Here is an 18,050-nt window from a genome sequence, read left to right on the forward strand (position 1 = left end):
TCAAGAATCAGAACGAAACGCCACCTTCACCGACCAGCTTCTCCAGCGCCCAGATCAGGACGAAGTCGATCAGCACGATCAGCACGGCAAACGAGAAAACGGTTGGGTCCAGCGATGACACGGTGCGGCTGTACATCCAGATCGGCACGGTCATGACGTCGATGGTGTAGAGGAAATAGGTCACGGTGAATTCGTTGAACGAGACGATAAACGCCAGCAGCATCCCCGCCAGAATCCCCGATTTCATCAGCGGCACCACCACATCAATGATCGCCCGGGTCGGCGAGGCGCCAAGCATTTGCGCGGCCTCTTCGACTTCGCTGCCAATCGACAGCATCGCTGCCGTGCAGTTTTTCACCACAAACGGTAACGCCAGGATCACGTGGGCAATCACCAACCGCGAGGTGGTGATCTGGAACGGCAGGCTGTCGAACACCAGCAGCAACGCCAGGCCCAGCACCACCATCGGGAACACCAACGGCAGCGACATCAATTGCAGGGCCACGGCTTTGCCACGGAACTCGCAACGGGTCAGTGCGTAAGCCGCCGGCACGGCGATAATCGTGGCGAAGACCATGGTCAGGCACGCCACCATCAGGCTGGTGGTCATGGCTTTGCCGAGGCTCAGCACGTCGCTGGCGTCTGGCGAAACAAAGGTGTGCCAGGCCGCGCGATACCATTGCAGGCTGTAGCTGCTGGGCGGGAAGTCGAGGTTCGAGGCGCCGCTGAACGACATGACGATCATGGTCAGGATCGGCAACACCGCCAGCAGCAGGATGAAGCCCGAGAGGATGCCGGCGAACTTGCCGGTTTCCCCCGGCAGCAGCCCATAACGTTTCTTGCTCAGGGTGCTCATTGCGAAGCCTCCAGCATGCGCCGACGACGGCCGGTGATGTATTCGGACAAGGTCATGATCGCCAGGGTGGTGACAATCAACACCACACCGGCAGCGGAGGCGGCGGGCCAGTTCATCAGTGGCGCGATCTGGTCATGCACCATCACCGCGAGCATCGGCACCCGGCGACCGCCGAGCAGCAACGGCACCACGAAGCTGCTGGCGTTGTAGGCGAACACCAGGGTCGCGCCGGTGATGATCCCCGGCAGACTCATCGGCAACACCACTTGGCGGAACACCTGAAAGCGACTGGCGCCGAGGGTCGCGGCGGCTTCTTCATAGGTGCGAGCGACGCCGCGCATGGCGCTGGCAATCGGTAGCACCGCCAATGGGAACGCGGTTTGCACCAGGCCCATCAGCACGCCGTTCTGGTTGTAGAGCAGCATGATCGGACGCTTGATCAAACCCAGGCCCAACAACGCCTGATTGAGCATCCCGGCCGGGCCGAGAATCACCAGCCAGCCGTAGCTTTGCAGCAGCAGGTTGACCAGCAACGGCAGCAGCACCGCCGCTAGGAAAATCCGCCGGATAAACGGCGACGTCAGCCGCGACATGGTGTAGGCCACCGGGATCGCCAACAACACCGCGATCACCGCGCTGAACAACGCCAGGCGCAGGGTCAGCATCAAGGATTTGAGGTAATACGGTTCCAGCAACTGCGCGTAACTGGCCAGGCTGAACCCGCTCCATTCCGCGCCCTTGGTGCCGACGCTCATGCGCAGCACCAGGAGGCTTGCGGCAATCAGCACGCCGAGAAACAGCATCGACGGCGACAGGAAAAGCCAGGCGCGGGTGGTCGGCGACACACCACGGCGCGAAGGCGCTGGCGCGGCGGCGACCGGATGAGTCAGATGTGGTTGGTGTTCCATAGCAAGGGTCTCGTCAATGGAAGATCAATTGCGCAGCGATGCCGAAGTGCTAACCCGATCCCTGTAGGAGCTGCCGAAGGCTGCGATCTTTTGATCCTGGTCTTTTCCAAGCCATATCAAGATCAAAAGATCGCAGCCTTCGGCAGCTCCTACAGGGGGATTCGGTGCCGCTTCAGCCTTGCGCAGATCAGGAAGAAAAGATTTCCGTGTAGCGACGAATCCATTGGTCATGCACGGTGGCCAGGAAGGCGTTGTCGTGCATGATCGCCTTGTCGGCAATCTGCTCTGGCGTGAGGATGAACGGGCTCTTGCGCGCTTCGGCGGAGATGATCGCCTTGGCGTTGACCGGGCCGTTGTAGATATCTTCGGCCATCTTGCCCTGCACCAGCGGGTCCAGGGAGTGGTTGATGAAGGCGTAGGCCAGGTCGGTGTCGCCGGGGCGATTCTTCGGCATGACCGAGAGCATCAGGTCGGTGTAGAAACCTTCCTTCATCCCGAACGTGGCGCCGAGGCCGTAGTTCGGGTCGCGAATCTGTTTCGGGAAAAACGCCGGGGCGTACAGCCCGCCCATGTCCAGGGAACCGGTGCGGAACAGCTCGGCGATCTGGTTCGGGTTTTCGCCCAGCGTAACCACGCGGTCCTTCAACTCAGCGAGTTTTTTGAAACCCGGCTCGATGTTGTGTTCGTCACCACCGGCCAGTTTGGCGGCGATGATGATCAGGTCCATAGCCTCGGTCCAGTTCGGCGGCGGCAGGAAAATGTTCGGCGCCAGCTCGGCGTCCCACAGCGCGGCGTAGCTGGTTGGCGCTTCGGTCTGGGTGCGCGTGCTGTAAACCAGGCTGTTGCACCACAACAGGTAACCGATGCCGTGACCGTTGGCGCCGGTGCGGTATTTCTCCGGCACGTCCACCAGGTTGGGAATGCGGTTGAGGTCGGGTTTTTCCAGCAAATCGGCGGCGGCCAGGCCTTCGGCGCCGACGCCGGCCAGAGTGATGATGTCGTACTGCGGACGATCACCGCCGGCCTTGAGTTTGGCGACCATTTCCGATGTGCTGCCGGTGCGGTCAGCGATGACCTTGCAGCCGTACTTGGCTTCGAAAGTCGCCGCGATATTGCGCAGTGCCGCCAACCCGGTGTCATCGGACCAGGTCAGCAGGCGCAGGGTCTTGCCCTGGAATCGGGTGTCGCTGGCATTGGCACGGATGAAGGGCATGCTCATGGCCGCCGCTGCAACCGAAGCCACGCCCACGGTTTTGATGAATTGACGTCTGTTCAGATCATGCTGGCCCATGAAGGACTCCCTTTGTTTTTGTAAGTATGAGGTTGGTCGCAACCGTTGCATCCCCGTGCTCGAATCAGCTTGAGCCCCCCGGTTTCAAAGGACTTGAGCTGAGCCGACGGGTTCATCCTGAGGTCGTGCAAAACACCTGACTATCGATAAAAACTCATTGAAGCCATGACGCCAGCGCATGCCTCATCAGGAGGCATGCGCTCACCTTTTTCGGGCAATCAGACGGCCCGAATCACGTGTTTGATTTCCTGGAAAGCCTGCAAACCCCACGGCCCCAACTCGCGGCCGAGGCTGCTCTGCTTGTAGCCACCCCAAGCGGTCTGCGGGAAGATCACTTGCGGCGCGTTGATCCACACCAGCCCCGCTTGCAGGGCGTTGGCGACCCGATCCGCCGCTGCGTTGTCACGGCTGACCACGCTGGCCACCAGGCCGAACTGGCTGTCGTTGGCCAGGGCAATCGCCTCGGCTTCGCTGGCAAAACTGCGCACGCAAATCACTGGCCCGAAAATCTCTTCACACCACAGCGCACTGTCGAGGGGCACTTCGGTGAAGATCGTCGGCTGCAAAAAATAACCGCGCGGCAGATCCGCCGGACGATTGCCGCCGCAAATCAGCTTGGCGCCAGCGCTCAAACCGCGATCGATGTGACCGAGTACACGCTGGTATTGCGCCTGATTGACCAACGCGCCCATTTCCACATTCGGGTCGAACGGGTCGGCCACGCGAATCGCTTCGGCCCGGGCCTGCAAACGAATCAGGAATTCATCCGCCAGTTCATCCGCGACCAGCACGCGGCTGGTGGCAGAACACATCTGCCCGGCGTTGAAGAAGCCACCGCCGCAGGCCAGTTCCACGGCCAATTCGAGGTCGGCGTCCTTGAGCACCAGCAGCGAAGATTTGCCGCCCAGTTCCAGGCTCACGCCCTTCACGGTTTCGGCGGCCCGCTGCATCACCTGCACGCCCACCGCGTTGCTGCCGGTGAAGGAAATCTTGGCGATGCGCGGATCAGCCGACAGCGGTGCGCCGACTGCCAGGCCGGTGCCGCAAACCAGGTTGAACACGCCTTTGGGCAGGCCAGCCTCGGCGATGATTGCGGCCAGTTCCAGCTCCGGCAGCGGCGTGACTTCCGATGGTTTGAGCACCACGCAGCAGCCGGCAGCCAGGGCCGGGGCGAGTTTCCACGCCGTGGTGACCATCGGGAAATTCCACGGCACGATCAGGCCGACGACGCCGCAGGGTTCACGGCGCAGGCGTGCGCTGAAGTCGTCGCTTGGTAGCTCAACGTTGCTGTCTTGCTTGGCATCGAGCCCTTCGGCTAAACCTGCGTAGTACTCGAACGTGGCGATCACGTCATCGACGTCGATGGCGGCTTCGAACAGCGGTTTGCCGTTGTTGCTCGACTGCAAATGCATCAGTTGCTCGCGACCGGCCGCCACGCCAGCGGCGATGCGACGCAGGATCGCCCCGCGTTCGGTGCCGGTGGTTTTCGACCAGTCAACGAAGGCTTGGGTCGCGGCGGTGACGGCTTGTTCGACGGCTTTTTCATCGCCGCCATTCACCGTGGTCAGCAAGGCTTCGGTGGTCGGGTTGATCACGCGCAGGTGTTCGCTGCCCGCCGACCATTGACCATCGATGTAAAGACCGTCCAGCGTCGTTGGAAAACTCATTTCGACACCGCCTTCATCCACTGGGTCTGATCGATTTCAATCAGGGTCGGGCCTTGGCGGTCGGTGGCGACGCGCAGTGCGCTGCGCAGTTGCTCGACACCGTTGACCGCTTCGGCGGCGCAGCCCAGAGCCTTGGCCACACCGATAAAGTCCGGGGTGTAGATGTCCACGCCTACCGGCTCGATGGCGCGGTTGACCATGTACTTTTTGATTTCTTCGTAGCCCTGGTTATTCCACAGCAGCACGATCACCGGCGTGCGCGCTTCCACGGCGCTGGCCAGTTCCGGCAGGGTGAATTGCAGGCCGCCGTCGCCGATCAGGCACACCACCGGCGGACGCGAACCGTCCTCGACGCTACCGCCGAGCCAGGCACCAATCGCTGCCGGCAAGGCGTAACCCAAGGTGCCGTAACCGGTGGACGAGTTGAACCAGCGGCGCGGACGCTCCGGGTTGAAGGTCAGGTTGCCGGTGTACACCGGTTGGGTCGAATCGCCGACGAACACCGCGTCCGGCAATTCATGCAGCACGGTTTCGAGGAAACGGGTCTGGGCCAGGGTCGGCGCATCCCAGGTCGCGGCGAGTTCTTCACGCAAACGGGCGGCGCGTACCTGGCCCCAATCGTTGCGGCGTTCGGCCAATGACTTGTGGGACAAGGCGCTGAGCAAGGCTTGGGCGGCATTGCGCGAGTCGGACACCAGCGCCACGTGCGGCGGGTAGTTGCGCACGGTCTGGTCCGGGTCGATGTCGACGCGCAGCAGTTTGCCGGGGATTTCGAAACCGCCGGCGAAGGTCACGTCGTAGTCGGTTTCTGCCAGCTCGGTGCCGATGGCCAGCACCACGTCGGCCTCGGCGACCAGGGCGCGAGTGGCGACCAGGCTTTGGGTCGAACCGATCAGCAACGGATGGTTGGATTCGAGCATGCCTTTGGCGTTGATGGTCAGCGCGACCGGTGCGTCGAGCAATTCCGCCAGTTCAGTCAGCTCGGAGGCGGCGTCGATGGCGCCGCCACCGGCCAGGATCAGCGGGCGTTTGGCGCCCGCCAGCAGTTCGGTCATGCGCGACACGGCAGACGGCGAAGCACCGGCGCGGTCGATGTTGACCGGGAGGCTGGCGAGCAAGTCGTCGGCTTCTTCGACCAGGACGTCCAACGGGATTTCGATGTGCACGGGACGCGGACGCCCGGCCTGGAACAGCGCAAACGCCCGGGCCAACACGCCCGGCAGTTCCGACGCCGACATCAGGGTGTGGGAGAACGCCGCCACGCCGCCGACCAACGCGCTCTGGTTCGGCAGCTCATGCAGCTTGCCGCGACCACCGCCCAATTGGTTGCGGGTCTGCACGCTGGAAATCACCAGCATCGGGATCGAATCGGCGTAGGCCTGGCCCATCGCCGTGGTGATGTTGGTCATGCCCGGGCCGGTGATGATGAAGCACACACCCGGCTTGCCGCTGGTGCGCGCATAGCCGTCGGCCATGAACCCGGCGCCCTGTTCGTGACGCGGCGTGACGTGGTTGATGCTCGAACGGGCCAGCCCGCGATACAACTCAACGGTATGCACCCCGGGAATGCCGAACACCTGCTCGACCCCGTAGTCTTCGAGTAACTTGACCAATACTTCGCCGCACGTCGCCATGTCTTTGCCCTTCTTGTTCGTTTGAGACGCCGGGCCTGCGCAGTGTTTATGATGCGAAGGCAAGCCCAGGGATGGCCTCATTGGAACGGGCGACACGTAGCCGCAACAATGGATAAAAAGTCATACTAGCCATGTCCTCACGTCATACCTTGGGTCCTCATGAAACGACTGCCTCCCCTGCCCGCCCTGCACACTTTTCTGATCACCGCACAGTGCTGCAACTTCACAAGGGCCGCCGAGCAGTTGCACATCACCCAGGGCGCGGTGAGTCGGCAGATTGCCGGGCTGGAAGATCACCTCGGGTATGAGTTGTTCATTCGCCAGGCCCGAGGCCTGGAACTGACCGCTGAAGGACGAGAGTGGCTGCCCCGGGTGCAGCAGATTTTCGGCTTGATCGGCGAGGCGGTGGACCAGATCGGCGCCAAGCGCGAAACCCTGCAACTCAAGGCCCCGACCTGCGTGATGCGCTGGCTATTGCCGCGTTTGATGCAGTGGCAAAAGGAACGCCCGGACGTGCCGGTGGAGCTGACGACCACGGTTCGACATGGCGTGGACTTTCATCGTGAGCAGTTCGATGCGGCGGTAATCTACGGCGTACCGCCGGACACCTCACTGGCCTCCCATCGGCTGTTTGACGAGCAACTGACGCCGGTGTGTTCCAAGCCGTATCTCGAGGGCCCGGTGCCGTTGCAGGCGCCGGAAGATCTGGAACAACACATGCTGCTGCACCCGACCCGGGATGAACGGGACTGGAAGGCATGGCTGGCCTCGGCGGATGTTTACTTGAGCAATGTAGGCAAGGGTCAGCATTTCGAGACGCTGGATTTGGCGATGTCGGTGGCGTCCCAAGGGACGGGCGTGGCGATTGGGGATTGGTCGCTGATCGGCGATGACCTGAGCGCCGGGCGGCTGGTCATGCCGTTTGAACTGAAGGTGAAAACCGGGCTGGCGTATTACCTGGTCCTGCCGCAAAAGCCGGCACCTTCGCCGAAGTTACAGGAATTGTTGGGGTGGTTGGTGGAGCAGGCCGCTGTACGCTGATCGTTCCCACGCTCCGCGTGGGAATGCCTCAAGGGACGCTCCGCGTTCCAATGGGACGCAGAGCGTCCCGGGCTGCATTCCCACGCAGAGCGTGGGAACGATCATCAAACCTCAATACCCTACGGCAAACCGCTGCCGCGAATGCTTCGGCGTTTCCACTTCATCCAGCAGCGCAATCGCATAATCGGCGAAGGTGATCCAGCTCCGGCCTTCTGCGCTGACCAGCAAATCATCCTTGCCAATCCGAAACTTGCCGGTGCGCTCCCCTTCGACAAACTCCGCCGACGGCGACACGAAGGTCCAGTCCAGCTCCTGCTCCTTGCGCAGGTTCTCCAGGAACAACGCCCCGGCACTGGCTTCAGCCTTGTACTCCTCGGGGAAACCTTCGCTGTCGATCACTCGACCGCCATTGGGCAGCAACAACGAACCAGCGCCACCCACCACCAGTAAGCGTTTGACCCCGGCCTTTTTCACCGGTCCGATCACAGCGCTGGCCGGCAGGGTCGAGAAGTGCGCGGCGCTGATCACCACGTCATGCCCGGCGACGGCGGCTTGCAAGGCGTCGGCATCCAGGGCATCGACGTTCTTGCTGACCACACCGGCACGCTGGCCGATCTTCGACGTATCACGGGCGATGGCGGTAACGCTGTGACCGCGACGCAGGGCTTCTTCCAACAGTTGGCTACCGGCACGACCGGTGGCACCGATGATTGCGATTTTGCTCATGACGTTCTCCAGTTGGGATGGGTGTAGCTACAGTGATTTGGCAATGCTCATTGTGGCGAGGGGGCTTGCCCCCGTTCGGCTGCGAAGCAGTCGCAAAACCTGCAAACACGGTGTGACTGAAAGAATGCAGGGGAGCGCTTCGCACTCCAGCGGGAGCAAGCTCCCTCGCCACAAAAGCCCTTCAATCACTAAATCCGGTTACCACTTCATCTCGCCCTTGGCGACTTTGGCGCTCAGTTCCAGGGAGCTTTCCTCGCCCAGGGTCGGGTAGCGTTTTTTCATCGCGGCGATCAGTTCAGCCGAGTCCTTCGCCTTGGCGGTTTCTTCGTCGAACGCCTTGATGTAGTCAGCAGTGAATGTCACAGCAGCCAGGGAGCGAGCGCTCTCACCCAGGTAGTGACCCGGCACGATGGTTTTCGGTTTCAACGTTTCGATCGAGTGCAGCGTCGTCAGCCAATCGGCATGGGACTGCGGCGTCTGCGTATCGGCCATCCACACGTGGATGTTCTCAGCGACGACCACCCCGCCGACCACAGCCTTGATCGACGGGATCCACACAAAGCTGCGATCCGGCTGCTTGCCGTCCAGGCCGATCACCTGCAATTTCTGCCCTTCAAGCATCAGGCTGTCGCCCTTGAGCACGCCCGGCACGATGGTTTTGGCCGGCACGTCGGCGCCCATTTTCGGGCCCCAGAAAGCGAGTTTGCCGTCGACGGTGTGCTTGATGTGATCCACGGTCGGTTGCGAGGCCAGCACCTTGGCGTTCGGGAACGCGGCGGTCAGGGTGTCGAGGCCGAAGTAGTAATCCGGGTCACCGTGGCTGATGTAGATGGTGGTCAATTGCTTGCCGCTGGCGCGGATTTTCTGCACCACTTGCTCGGCCTGGGATTTGCCGAACTGCGCGTCCACCAGGATCGCGTCTTTCTCGCCGCTGACCAGCACCGAGGTCACCGGGAAAATCGCCTTGTCGCCCGGGTTGTAGACGTCCAGGGTCAAGGTCGACGCGGCGGCGTGGGCCGCGAAACCGAGGGTGGCGGTTGCCAGGAGAATGCGCTTGATTGTGGTGAAACCGATCATCTGTTGCTCCATGTCCAAATGCCTGCTTGGCGATGGGGTGAGAGCTTAGTTGCCTGACTCAGTACAAAAAATGCGATGCTGGAACATAGTTTGTTTCTAAAAGTGGGCAAATCATGGATCGTCTTCAAGCAATGCAGGTGTTTGTCTCGGTGGTGGACCTGGGCAGCCAGTCGGCGGCGGCCGATCACCTGGACCTGTCACGGCCGGTGGTATCGCGGTATCTGGCGGAGCTGGAGGACTGGGTCGGCGCCCGGCTGATGCACCGCACCACGCGCAAGCTGAGCCTGACCGCAGCGGGCAGCGAAATCCTGCCGCGCTGTCGGCAGATGCTCGACCTGACCACTGACATGCAAGCTGCCATCAGCGAACCGGACGAAGCGCCCCGTGGCCTGCTGCGGATCAGCGTCAGCACCTCGTTCGGCCAGGCGCAACTGGCGGACGCCATGGCCGCTTACGTCAAGCGCTACCCCGGTGTCAGCATCGACATGCAAATGATCGACCGCACGGTGAACCTGGTGGACGAACGCATCGACCTGGCGATCCGCACCAGCAACGACCTGGACCCGAACCTGATTGCCCGGCGCCTGACGGTATGTCGCTCGGTGATCTGCGCCTCCCCCGCTTACCTGGAAGAACACCCGACGCCGCAACGGGTCGAGGACCTGAGCCAACACAATTGCCTGACCCACTCCTACTTCGGCAAAAGCCTCTGGCATTTCGAACAGGACGGCGAACAGGTCTCGGTGCCAGTGCAGGGCAACATCAGCGCCAACGAGGCCAGCACCCTGCTGCGCGCAACCATGGCCGGCGCCGGCATCGCGATGCTGCCCAGCTACCAGGCCGGCGTGCACATCCACAGCGGCGAACTCACCCGCCTGCTGGCCCACGCCGAACCGCGACAGATGAACATGTACGCGGTCTACGCCTCACGCAAACACATGCCATCAACCATGCGCAGCATGCTCGACTTCCTGGTACTCAGATTCCCCGAAGAACCGGCGTGGGATGTGGGCCTCTAAATACGCAAATCCTCCCTGTGGGAGCGGGCTTGCTCGCGAATGCGAACTGACATTCAACATCTTTGCAGGCTGACCCACCGCCTTCGCGAGCAAGCCCGCTCCCACAATGGCCCGGCGCAATGAATGCGATCTCAATCAACACACAGAACCCCTGTGGGAGCGGGCTTGCTCGCGAATGCGAACTGACATTCAACATCTTTATTGACTGACCCACCGCCTTCGCGAGCAAGCCCGCTCCCACAATGGCCCGGCGCAATAAATGCGATCTCCATCAACACACAGAACTCCTGTGGGAGCGGGCTTGCTCGCGAATGCGGACTGACATTCAACATCTTCATTGGCTGACCCACCGCCTTCGCGAGCAAGCCCGCTCCCACAATGGCCCGGCGCAATAAATGCGATCTCCATCAACACACAGCCCTCCTGTGGGAGCGGGCTTGCTCGCGAATGCTGACTGACATTCAACATCTTCATTGACTGACCCACCGCTTTCGCGAGCAAGCCCGCTCCCACAGGAGATATCAGTGTTTTGAATATCGGGTGACAAGCGAAAGCCACATCAGTGGCAACTCATGGGCGCTGACCTATGCTGAATGTAAGTACCCAAGGGTATTCGTTCAGAGGTCAACGCCATGAACATCAAAACAAGAAGATACCTCGCCATTTTCGTCACCTGCGCGGCGACGCTGGCGCTGTATGGCACCGCGGCTTGGCGGGTCGAGCAGTTGCGGCAACTGCCCCGGGAATACGCGAGTTGCAACTACGAGCGCTGCATTCCCCACAACGCGACCCTCAACGCTCTGCGCTAACGCGGCGTATCAGGTCTCGCTGTCTTGATCGGCCTTCAAACGGTCGCGGAACGCTTTGGGCGAAATCCCCACGCGACGCCGGAACAGGCGCGTGAAGTTTGTAGGATCGGAAAACCCCAATACGTCAGACATTTCATAAATGGTCATGCTGGTGTAGGTCAGCAGGCGCTTGGCTTCGAGCAATTGCCGTTCGTGCATGATCTGCAACGCCGGTTGCCCCGCCAGTTCACGGCACGTGCCGTTGAGGTGCGACACGGAAATCCCCAGCCGATGGGCCAGGTCCTCGACCTTGACGTGCTGGCGGTAAGTCTCTTCCACCAGTTGAATAAAGCCATTGAGGTATTCCCGGGCGCGCTGCGGTCGCTGGCTGGCGTTGCGTCGCTGCAACACCTGGCGACTGACCCAGACCATGATCACGCTGACCAGGGAATGCATGAGCATTTCCCGGGCCGGTTGATGGCCGGTGTATTCGCTTTGCAGCGCTGAAAACAGACTGTTGAGGTATTCGCTGTCCTTGCCCGCCGGATAACTTTCGGCCTGGGTCAGGGCGCTCACCGAGTTGCCCAGTTGTGCCTGCAAATGCGCCACCAACGGCGCCGCCAGGGTCACGACAAAGCCTTCGACATCCTCGGAAAAACGATAACCGTGCACCGACAGCGGCGGCAGGATCAGCATCGCCGGGTCGGTCAGTTGCGTGCGTTTACCTTCGATTTCAAGCTCAGCCTGACCTTTGAAGACGAAGAGTAACTGGCACAAATCAGCGTGGCGGTGGGGTTTGATTTCCCATTGATGCTCGCGGCTGCGTTTGGAAATGGTTTCACAGTGCAACAAGTCGGGGGTCGGCCAATCCAGGCTTTCACCGTAGAGCTTGAACACCGGAATCGAAGGCAGGTCAGGCTTGTTCATCACTTCAATCCAGGCCTCGGGGTAGACGGGGCGATAATCGCACCGATTGGCAGAATGTACAGGTATCGGCTCAGTTTTCACCTTCAATTGACAGACTCGCAAGGGAAAAATGCAAGCACTCGATCCATAAAAATTATTCAGCGGCCATGGTCGCGTGAAGCTTGCGAGTCATAAAAACAATGAAAACGCTGAAAACCCAAATCGCCATCATTGGTGCCGGTCCGTCCGGTTTACTGCTCGGCCAATTGCTGCACAACGCCGGCATCGACACCCTCATTCTTGAACGCCAGACACCCGATTATGTGCTCGGCCGCATCCGCGCCGGGGTCCTCGAACAAGGCATGGTAGAGCTGTTGCGCCAGGCCGGCGTGGGACGGCGCATGGACGCTGAAGGGTTGGTCCATGGCGGCTTCGACCTGGCCCTCGATGGCCGCCAGGTGCACATCGATCTACAGTCCCTGACCGGCGGCAAAACCGTGATGATCTACGGCCAGACCGAAGTCACCCGCGACCTGATGGCCGCCCGTCGGGACGCGGGCGCACAGACGATTTATCAAGCGAGCAATGTCGTTCCCCACGGCATGAAAAGCGACGAAGCTTTTGTCACGTTCGAAAAGGACGGCGAAACGTATCGCCTCGACTGCGACTACATAGCCGGTTGCGACGGTTTCCATGGCGTGGCGCGGCAGTCGATTCCTGCCGAGTGCCTGAAGATCTTCGAACGGGTTTATCCCTTCGGCTGGCTGGGGATTCTGGCCGACACCCCGCCGGTCCACGACGAGCTGGTCTACGCCCGCCACGAACGTGGGTTCGCGCTATGCAGCATGCGCTCGGCCACTCGCACCCGCTATTACCTGCAAGTGCCGGCCGAGGAACAGGTCGAGGACTGGTCCGATCAACGCTTCTGGGATGAACTCAAATCCCGGCTGCCCCAAGCGCTGGCCGACACATTGGTCACCGGGCCGTCCATCGAAAAAAGTATCGCGCCGTTGCGCAGCTTCGTGGTGGAACCGATGCAGTACGGACGCCTGTTCCTGGTCGGCGACGCCGCGCACATCGTGCCGCCCACCGGCGCCAAGGGCCTGAACCTGGCGGCCAGCGATGTCAGCACGTTGTTCAATATTCTGCTGAAGGTCTACCGCGACGGCCGTGTGGACTTGCTGGAGAAGTACTCGCAAATCTGCCTGCGCCGGGTCTGGAAAGCCGAGCGGTTTTCCTGGTGGATGACCTCGATGCTGCACCATTTCGAGGAGCACGATGCCTTCAGCCAGCGCATCTGCGCCTCGGAACTGGACTACTTTGTGAACTCCGAGGCCGGGCGAAAAACCATTGCAGAAAATTACGTCGGGCTTCCATACGAGGCTATCGAATAGCCTGCTATCGACTTACACTGGCGAGCATTCCCGTCCGCAGTGCTCCTGACGGGACAATCACCGCCCGCAGGTTTTACCGTGACCAATCTGAACCACCCAGAAACGCCCAAACCGGCCATTCGCAGTGTGTTGATCGCCCTGATGCTGGCGATTTTTCTCGGTGCCCTGGACCAGACCATCGTCGCCGTGTCGATGCCGGCCATTTCCGCCCAGTTCAAGGATGTCAGCCTGCTGGCCTGGGTGATTTCCGGCTACATGGTGGCGATGACCGTGGCGGTGCCGATCTACGGCAAGCTCGGCGATCTGTACGGTCGGCGCAAGTTGATGCTGTTTGGCATGGGGCTGTTCACCCTCGCTTCGTTCTTTTGCGGCATGGCCCAGAGCATGGAGCAATTGGTGTTGGCACGGATCATCCAGGGCATCGGCGCCGGCGGGATGATTTCGGTCAGCCAAGCCATCATCGGCGACATCGTCCCGCCCCGGGAGCGCGGTCGTTACCAGGGTTACTTCAGCAGCATGTACGCGGTGGCCAGCGTGGCCGGGCCGGTGCTCGGCGGCTACATGACCGAATACCTGTCGTGGCGCTGGGTGTTCCTGATCAACCTGCCGTTGGGCCTGGGCGCGTGGCTGGTGGCCAATCGCACGCTGGTGGGGCTGCCGGTGCCGCAGCGCAAACCGATCATCGATTACCTCGGCACGGTGTTGATGATCATCGGCTTGACTGCCCTGCTGCTCGGCATCACCCAAGTCGGTCAGGGTCACTCGTGGCGCAGCGCCGAAGTGCTGGGGCTGCTCGGTTGCGCGGTGGCGGTGCTGGCGGTATTTGTCTGGCATGAACGACGGGCGCGGGAGCCGTTGCTGCCGATGCATCTGTTCGCCAACCCCAGCGCAATCTTTTGCTGGTGCACGATTTTTTTCACCAGTTTCCAGGCCATTTCGTTGATCGTGCTGATGCCGCTGCGCTTCCAGAGCGTCACCGGCGCCGGGGCCGACAGCGCCGCCCTGCACCTGTTGCCCTTGGCGATTGGCTTGCCGATTGGTGCCTATTTCGCCGGGCGCCGCACCTCGGTGACCGGGCGCTACAAGCCGATGATCCTGACCGGCGCGCTGCTGATGCCGATCTCGATCCTCGGCATGGCGTTCAGCGCGCCCCAGGCCTTGTTGATGAGCAGCCTGTTCATGTTGCTCAGCGGGATCGCCAGCGGCATGCAGTTCCCGACTTCGCTGGTGGGCACGCAGAATTCGGTGGAACAACGGGACATCGGCGTCGCCACCAGCACCACCAACCTGTTCCGTTCGCTGGGCGGCGCGGTGGGTGTGGCGTTGATGTCGGCGCTGTTGCTGGCGTTGTTGCAGGATTCGAGTTTCGCCCACCTGAGCGGCTCGGCGCTGATCGGTGAGGGCCACTCGGGGAATGTGTTACTGGACGGTTTGAACGCCGCGCCGGGGGAAGCGAAAGAGGCCTTGCGTGCGGAGCTGCTGCTGACGTTCCGGCATTTGCTGATGGTCAGCGCGGCGGTGTCGTTGCTGGGGCTGGCGGCGGCGATTGCGATGCCGAATAAGGTGTTGCGGGGGCGGGAAGATAAGGTTCGGTAGTTAGACCGCGTCGCCTGTATTCGCGAGCAAGCCCGCTCCCACATTGGATCTGCTGTGAACACAAAATTTGTGAACACCATAGATCAAATGTGGGAGCGGGCTTGCTCGCGAAAGCGATCTGTCAGTCACCGCAATTCAAGGGCTGTAATACCCGACCGCGACCAGGAAGTGCCCAACCTTTTTCAGATACGCATGCTTGTCCTCAACCTTGCCGGTCACCGGGTTCTTCCAGCGGTATTCGTACTCGCCCTGATCCTGCTTGCCGATCAATGCCAGGATCGGCTCGCCCACCGGTTTGCCTTCCGGGTCATTGACCTTGCCGAAGTCGGTATTGATCAGCCTTAGATTGGTGCCATGGGCGACGTAGCGCTGGTTATTCAGATCCACCACGAACACATAGAGGTCGTCCTGCAGGTAGCCGCCCTTGAGGGAGTTAATCGCCGTCAGGGTGCCCTTCTCGTCCTTGGCCAGATCGATGGCCGCTTTATTCAGCAACGCCATCGCCTGCTCCGCCGACGCCCGGGGCACGTAGTAACCGACCGCCAGGATCCGCTGGCCGATGCGTTGATAGAACACATGCTTGCGCTCGACCTTGCCGTCCGCCCAGTTCTGCCAGCGGTATTCGGCCTGCTGAATGCCATTGCCTTCCGGCACTTTCAAGGCGTCCTTGAAGACTTTCTGCATATCCGGCGGCAGCATCTCGGACACGTCGCGCCCGATCAACGCCGAGGACGGCCCACCGCTGGCGAGCATCACGCCTTTGGTGTCGACCACGAATACATAGCGGTCCTTGTCGACAAACTCGCCCTGACGACTGAACGCCGCGAAGGCCTTGTCGCCGTTGTCGTGGTAGTACGCCAGGGCTTTCTCAAGCAAGGCCCGGGCGGCCTGGCCGTCATCCTTGGGCGCCGTGGCCGCCTGAACCTGGCCCAGGCTCAGCCACAGCATCCCCACCAGCCAGGCCATCTTGTGCACAAACCCCATAGCGCATCCCTCGTTCTTGTTGATGTTTCAAGAGCGTAGACGGGGTTGGAGATATGGATGGATATTCAGGAGAGTGTGGGGGGTGAGACTAGCTCTTGTGGTGAGGGGGCTTGCCTGTGGCGAGCTGCCTCGCCGCAAAAGCCGCCGCTACAGATTTTGCATCAGGGCTGTTTCGCCCGGGCGTTGATCTGCTGCTGCAAATTCTGGATCTGCGCTTGCAGGGTATTGAGGTTGCGAGTGGTCTGTGCGCGGAAGGCGTCGAACTCGGCGGTGTTGGTCGGGTTTGGCGTGGCGGCGGCCGGGCGGTTGTCCTGCTCGCTTTTGAGCACGACAATTTCCTGTTCCAGGCGATCAATTGCAGCAGTCGGGTTGCCCTGTTTCTTCAGCGCCGCGATATCGGCGTTGAGGCTTTTCAGCTCGGCGTCGACTTTACTGGTGTCCGCCGGCGCACTTTTCAGTGCGGTCAGTTCATCGCTCAGGGTTTTGACCTGGGCCTGCAGTTGGGTGTTGGCCGCGGTTTGTGCAGTGGTTTGTGCAGTCATTTGCGCCAGACGCTTGTCCAGCTCGCTGGTCTGGCCGACCACGCCTTGCTGGGCCTGACTCTGATCCTGGAGTTTGCTTTCCAGTTGTTTGATCTGCAGTTTCAGCGCTTCGCTGTCGCTGTTGACGTTGGACTGACTGGCGACCACCTTGCCGGAAATGTCCTGCAAGCGCCCCGCCGCTTCCTCACTGATCCGCGCGAAACTTTCCTGGGTGGCCACCAGTTGCTGCTCCATCAGCGAAATCTGCTGGAAGCTCCACCAGGCAAGACCCGCGAAAGCGAAGAACAAGGCACCGACCAACGCCCACAACGGCCCGGTGCTGGCGCTTTTGACTTTTACCGCAGGCACTGGACGCGAGTGCACGGTGGTGCGAACGGTCGGCGGAAAATCATCGTCATCGAGGGGATCGGCGCGCAGGCTCGGTACATCGTCGAAGTCGTCGTTGGCATCGTTACGCATGGACATTGAGGCAACCTTTGTGAAACGCGGTAATGGCTGGATGCGGCGCAGTATAAACCCCACAGCCGCAAGGGTTGACCCTCAACCCTGCACTCGGTTCAGTGTCGGGACAGGTCCTACAGCAATCAGCGAATATCCTGAGCCTTCCACCAGCCGCAGAACTCATCGAGGGCGGTCCAGAGGCTGACTTTCGGATCGTAGTCCAGATAATGCCGGGCGCGGCTGATGTCCAACGTGAAATTTTTGTTCATCACCTGCATGCCCAGGCGCGACAGGGTCGGCTCCGGGCGCCCCGGCCACAGTTTGCACACGCCCTCGTTGAGCGCCGCCACGCTGTAGGCCAAGCCGTAGGAACGGTAGCGAGTGACCTGAGGCACGTCCATTTTTCGCATCACGTAATTCACCACATCCCACAACGGCACCGGCGCGCCGTTGCTGATGTTGTAGGCCTTGCCCAGCGCCGAACCGCCGGCCAGCAGACTGCTGAGCATCGCCTCGCTGAGGTTTTGCATGCTGGTGAAATCGACCTTGTTCAGGCCGTTGCCGACAATCGCCAGGCGCCCCTTGCGCTGCATCTTCAGCAGGCGCGGGAAGATGCTCATGTCGCCGGCACCGGTGACGAAACGCGGGCGCAGGGCGATGGTTTCGAGGCCGAATTCCTGGGCGCCGAAAACCTTTTGCTCAGCCAGGTACTTGGTCGCCGCGTAGTGATGCTTGAAGCGCTTGGGCACCTGCTCTTCGGTCAGGCCCAGATGATCGCGGCCATCGAAGTAGATCGACGGCGAGGACAAATGCACCAGGCGCCGCACCCGCTGCTTGAGGCAGGCCTCGACCACGTTTTCCGTGACCTGGACGTTGCCCTGGTGAAAGTCCTGATAGCGGCCCCACAACCCGACGGCGCCGGCGCAATGCACCACGGCATCAACGTCGGCGCACAGGTCGCGCACCAGTTCCGGGTCGCTCAGGTCGCCCTGGATAAATTCGGCACCCCGGCGCACCAGGTGCTCCACACCCTCGGCCCGGCGACCGTTGACCCGCACGTCCAGGCCCTGCTCCAGGGCAAAACGCGCAAAGCGTCCGCCAATGAAGCCGCTTGCGCCGGTGACCAGAATTTTCATGTAAAGCTCCAACAAAGCAGCTGCGAGCTCCAAGCTTCGAGCCG

The 18,050-nt window shown here is 61.3% G+C and carries 16 protein-coding genes; 5 read left to right on the forward strand and 11 right to left on the reverse strand.

Features of this window, described 5'->3' with window-relative positions:
• Positions 1–7 precede the first annotated feature (7 nt).
• The 5 genes from BK665_RS25595 to BK665_RS25615 all read right to left on the reverse strand — a co-directional run bounded on the left by BK665_RS25595 (position 8) and on the right by BK665_RS25615 (position 6,356).
• On the reverse strand, positions 8–856 hold the full coding sequence (locus BK665_RS25595) for an ABC transporter permease (RefSeq protein WP_123409336.1): 849 nt from the start codon (positions 854–856) through the stop codon (positions 8–10).
• Positions 853–1,764: an ABC transporter permease gene (locus BK665_RS25600; protein WP_123409337.1), complete on the reverse strand. Its 912-nt coding sequence runs from the start codon at positions 1,762–1,764 to the stop codon at positions 853–855. Before BK665_RS25600 ends, BK665_RS25595 begins: the two co-directional genes overlap by 4 nt.
• A 187-nt stretch (positions 1,765–1,951) precedes the next feature.
• Positions 1,952–3,055, reverse strand: coding sequence for an ABC transporter substrate-binding protein (locus BK665_RS25605; RefSeq protein WP_123409338.1), 1,104 nt, complete (start codon positions 3,053–3,055; stop codon positions 1,952–1,954).
• A gap of 218 nt (positions 3,056–3,273) precedes the next feature.
• The gene (locus BK665_RS25610; protein ID WP_123409339.1) at positions 3,274–4,722 is read right to left on the reverse strand and encodes an aldehyde dehydrogenase family protein; all 1,449 of its coding nucleotides are present in this window, start codon (positions 4,720–4,722) and stop codon (positions 3,274–3,276) included.
• On the reverse strand, positions 4,719–6,356 hold the full coding sequence (locus BK665_RS25615; protein ID WP_123409340.1) for a 5-guanidino-2-oxopentanoate decarboxylase: 1,638 nt from the start codon (positions 6,354–6,356) through the stop codon (positions 4,719–4,721). The genes BK665_RS25610 and BK665_RS25615 overlap by 4 nt, the downstream gene beginning before the upstream one ends.
• A gap of 159 nt (positions 6,357–6,515) precedes the next feature.
• Here BK665_RS25615 and BK665_RS25620 point away from each other — a divergent pair, with 159 nt between their 5' ends.
• Positions 6,516–7,397 (forward strand): LysR substrate-binding domain-containing protein, encoded by an 882-nt coding sequence (locus tag BK665_RS25620; protein ID WP_123409341.1) that lies wholly within the window; start codon positions 6,516–6,518, stop codon positions 7,395–7,397.
• Positions 7,398–7,508: 111 nt separating this feature from the next.
• Here the strand turns inward: BK665_RS25620 and BK665_RS25625 are convergent, their stop codons facing one another.
• The gene (locus BK665_RS25625) at positions 7,509–8,123 is read right to left on the reverse strand and encodes an NAD(P)-dependent oxidoreductase (RefSeq protein WP_123409342.1); all 615 of its coding nucleotides are present in this window, start codon (positions 8,121–8,123) and stop codon (positions 7,509–7,511) included.
• A 198-nt stretch (positions 8,124–8,321) separates the two neighbouring features.
• Complete coding sequence (locus tag BK665_RS25630) at positions 8,322–9,200, reverse strand: MBL fold metallo-hydrolase (RefSeq protein ID WP_123409343.1); 879 nt, start codon at positions 9,198–9,200, stop codon at positions 8,322–8,324.
• 113 nt (positions 9,201–9,313) lie between these two features.
• Between BK665_RS25630 and BK665_RS25635 the strand changes: the two genes are divergently transcribed.
• Both BK665_RS25635 and BK665_RS34540 read left to right on the forward strand, forming a co-directional pair.
• Entirely contained in the window at positions 9,314–10,219 is a 906-nt protein-coding gene (locus tag BK665_RS25635) for a LysR family transcriptional regulator (RefSeq protein ID WP_123409344.1), read from the forward strand.
• Between the two features lie 632 nt (positions 10,220–10,851).
• On the forward strand, positions 10,852–11,028 hold the full coding sequence (locus BK665_RS34540; protein ID WP_185058301.1) for a hypothetical protein: 177 nt from the start codon (positions 10,852–10,854) through the stop codon (positions 11,026–11,028).
• Between the two features lie 9 nt (positions 11,029–11,037).
• Here BK665_RS34540 and BK665_RS25660 read toward each other — a convergent pair whose 3' ends face one another.
• Positions 11,038–11,934, reverse strand: coding sequence for a helix-turn-helix domain-containing protein (locus BK665_RS25660; RefSeq protein ID WP_123409346.1), 897 nt, complete (start codon positions 11,932–11,934; stop codon positions 11,038–11,040).
• A 188-nt stretch (positions 11,935–12,122) separates the two neighbouring features.
• Between BK665_RS25660 and pobA the strand changes: the two genes are divergently transcribed.
• Together pobA and BK665_RS25670 are read left to right on the forward strand one after the other, a co-directional pair.
• On the forward strand, positions 12,123–13,307 hold the full coding sequence (pobA, locus tag BK665_RS25665) for a 4-hydroxybenzoate 3-monooxygenase (RefSeq protein WP_375538950.1): 1,185 nt from the start codon (positions 12,123–12,125) through the stop codon (positions 13,305–13,307).
• A 78-nt stretch (positions 13,308–13,385) separates the two neighbouring features.
• Positions 13,386–14,903: an MDR family MFS transporter gene (locus BK665_RS25670; RefSeq protein ID WP_123409348.1), complete on the forward strand. Its 1,518-nt coding sequence runs from the start codon at positions 13,386–13,388 to the stop codon at positions 14,901–14,903.
• Between the two features lie 135 nt (positions 14,904–15,038).
• On the opposite strand, the gene BK665_RS25675 is transcribed toward BK665_RS25670, so the two are convergent.
• From BK665_RS25675 to BK665_RS25685, 3 genes are all read right to left on the reverse strand, one after another.
• Positions 15,039–15,887: a cache domain-containing protein gene (locus tag BK665_RS25675; protein WP_123409349.1), complete on the reverse strand. Its 849-nt coding sequence runs from the start codon at positions 15,885–15,887 to the stop codon at positions 15,039–15,041.
• 161 nt (positions 15,888–16,048) lie between these two features.
• Positions 16,049–16,894: an ATPase gene (locus tag BK665_RS25680; protein WP_123409350.1), complete on the reverse strand. Its 846-nt coding sequence runs from the start codon at positions 16,892–16,894 to the stop codon at positions 16,049–16,051.
• 119 nt (positions 16,895–17,013) lie between these two features.
• Positions 17,014–18,006 (reverse strand): NAD-dependent epimerase/dehydratase family protein, encoded by a 993-nt coding sequence (locus BK665_RS25685; RefSeq protein WP_123409351.1) that lies wholly within the window; start codon positions 18,004–18,006, stop codon positions 17,014–17,016.
• Positions 18,007–18,050: the final 44 nt, after the last annotated feature.

The organism is Pseudomonas frederiksbergensis (assembly GCF_003732665.1).
GTDB classification, from domain to species: Bacteria; Pseudomonadota; Gammaproteobacteria; order Pseudomonadales; family Pseudomonadaceae; genus Aquipseudomonas; species Aquipseudomonas frederiksbergensis_G.

What these genes read in the sequence shown, in the direction of transcription:
- BK665_RS25600 (WP_123409337.1), bottom strand. Translation starts at nt 1,764, where the DNA reads ATGGAACACCAACCACATCTGACTCATCCGGTCGCCGCCGCGCCAGCG.
- BK665_RS25630 (WP_123409343.1), bottom strand. Translation starts at nt 9,200, where the DNA reads ATGATCGGTTTCACCACAATCAAGCGCATTCTCCTGGCAACCGCCACC.
- BK665_RS25605 (WP_123409338.1), bottom strand. Translation starts at nt 3,055, where the DNA reads ATGGGCCAGCATGATCTGAACAGACGTCAATTCATCAAAACCGTGGGC.
- BK665_RS34540 (WP_185058301.1), top strand. Translation starts at nt 10,852, where the DNA reads ATGAACATCAAAACAAGAAGATACCTCGCCATTTTCGTCACCTGCGCG.
- BK665_RS25680 (WP_123409350.1), bottom strand. Translation starts at nt 16,894, where the DNA reads ATGTCCATGCGTAACGATGCCAACGACGACTTCGACGATGTACCGAGC.
- BK665_RS25635 (WP_123409344.1), top strand. Translation starts at nt 9,314, where the DNA reads ATGGATCGTCTTCAAGCAATGCAGGTGTTTGTCTCGGTGGTGGACCTG.
- BK665_RS25675 (WP_123409349.1), bottom strand. Translation starts at nt 15,887, where the DNA reads ATGGGGTTTGTGCACAAGATGGCCTGGCTGGTGGGGATGCTGTGGCTG.
- BK665_RS25660 (WP_123409346.1), bottom strand. Translation starts at nt 11,934, where the DNA reads ATGAACAAGCCTGACCTGCCTTCGATTCCGGTGTTCAAGCTCTACGGT.
- BK665_RS25610 (WP_123409339.1), bottom strand. Translation starts at nt 4,722, where the DNA reads ATGAGTTTTCCAACGACGCTGGACGGTCTTTACATCGATGGTCAATGG.
- BK665_RS25595 (WP_123409336.1), bottom strand. Translation starts at nt 856, where the DNA reads ATGAGCACCCTGAGCAAGAAACGTTATGGGCTGCTGCCGGGGGAAACC.
- BK665_RS25615 (WP_123409340.1), bottom strand. Translation starts at nt 6,356, where the DNA reads ATGGCGACGTGCGGCGAAGTATTGGTCAAGTTACTCGAAGACTACGGG.
- BK665_RS25685 (WP_123409351.1), bottom strand. Translation starts at nt 18,006, where the DNA reads ATGAAAATTCTGGTCACCGGCGCAAGCGGCTTCATTGGCGGACGCTTT.
- BK665_RS25625 (WP_123409342.1), bottom strand. Translation starts at nt 8,123, where the DNA reads ATGAGCAAAATCGCAATCATCGGTGCCACCGGTCGTGCCGGTAGCCAA.
- BK665_RS25620 (WP_123409341.1), top strand. Translation starts at nt 6,516, where the DNA reads ATGAAACGACTGCCTCCCCTGCCCGCCCTGCACACTTTTCTGATCACC.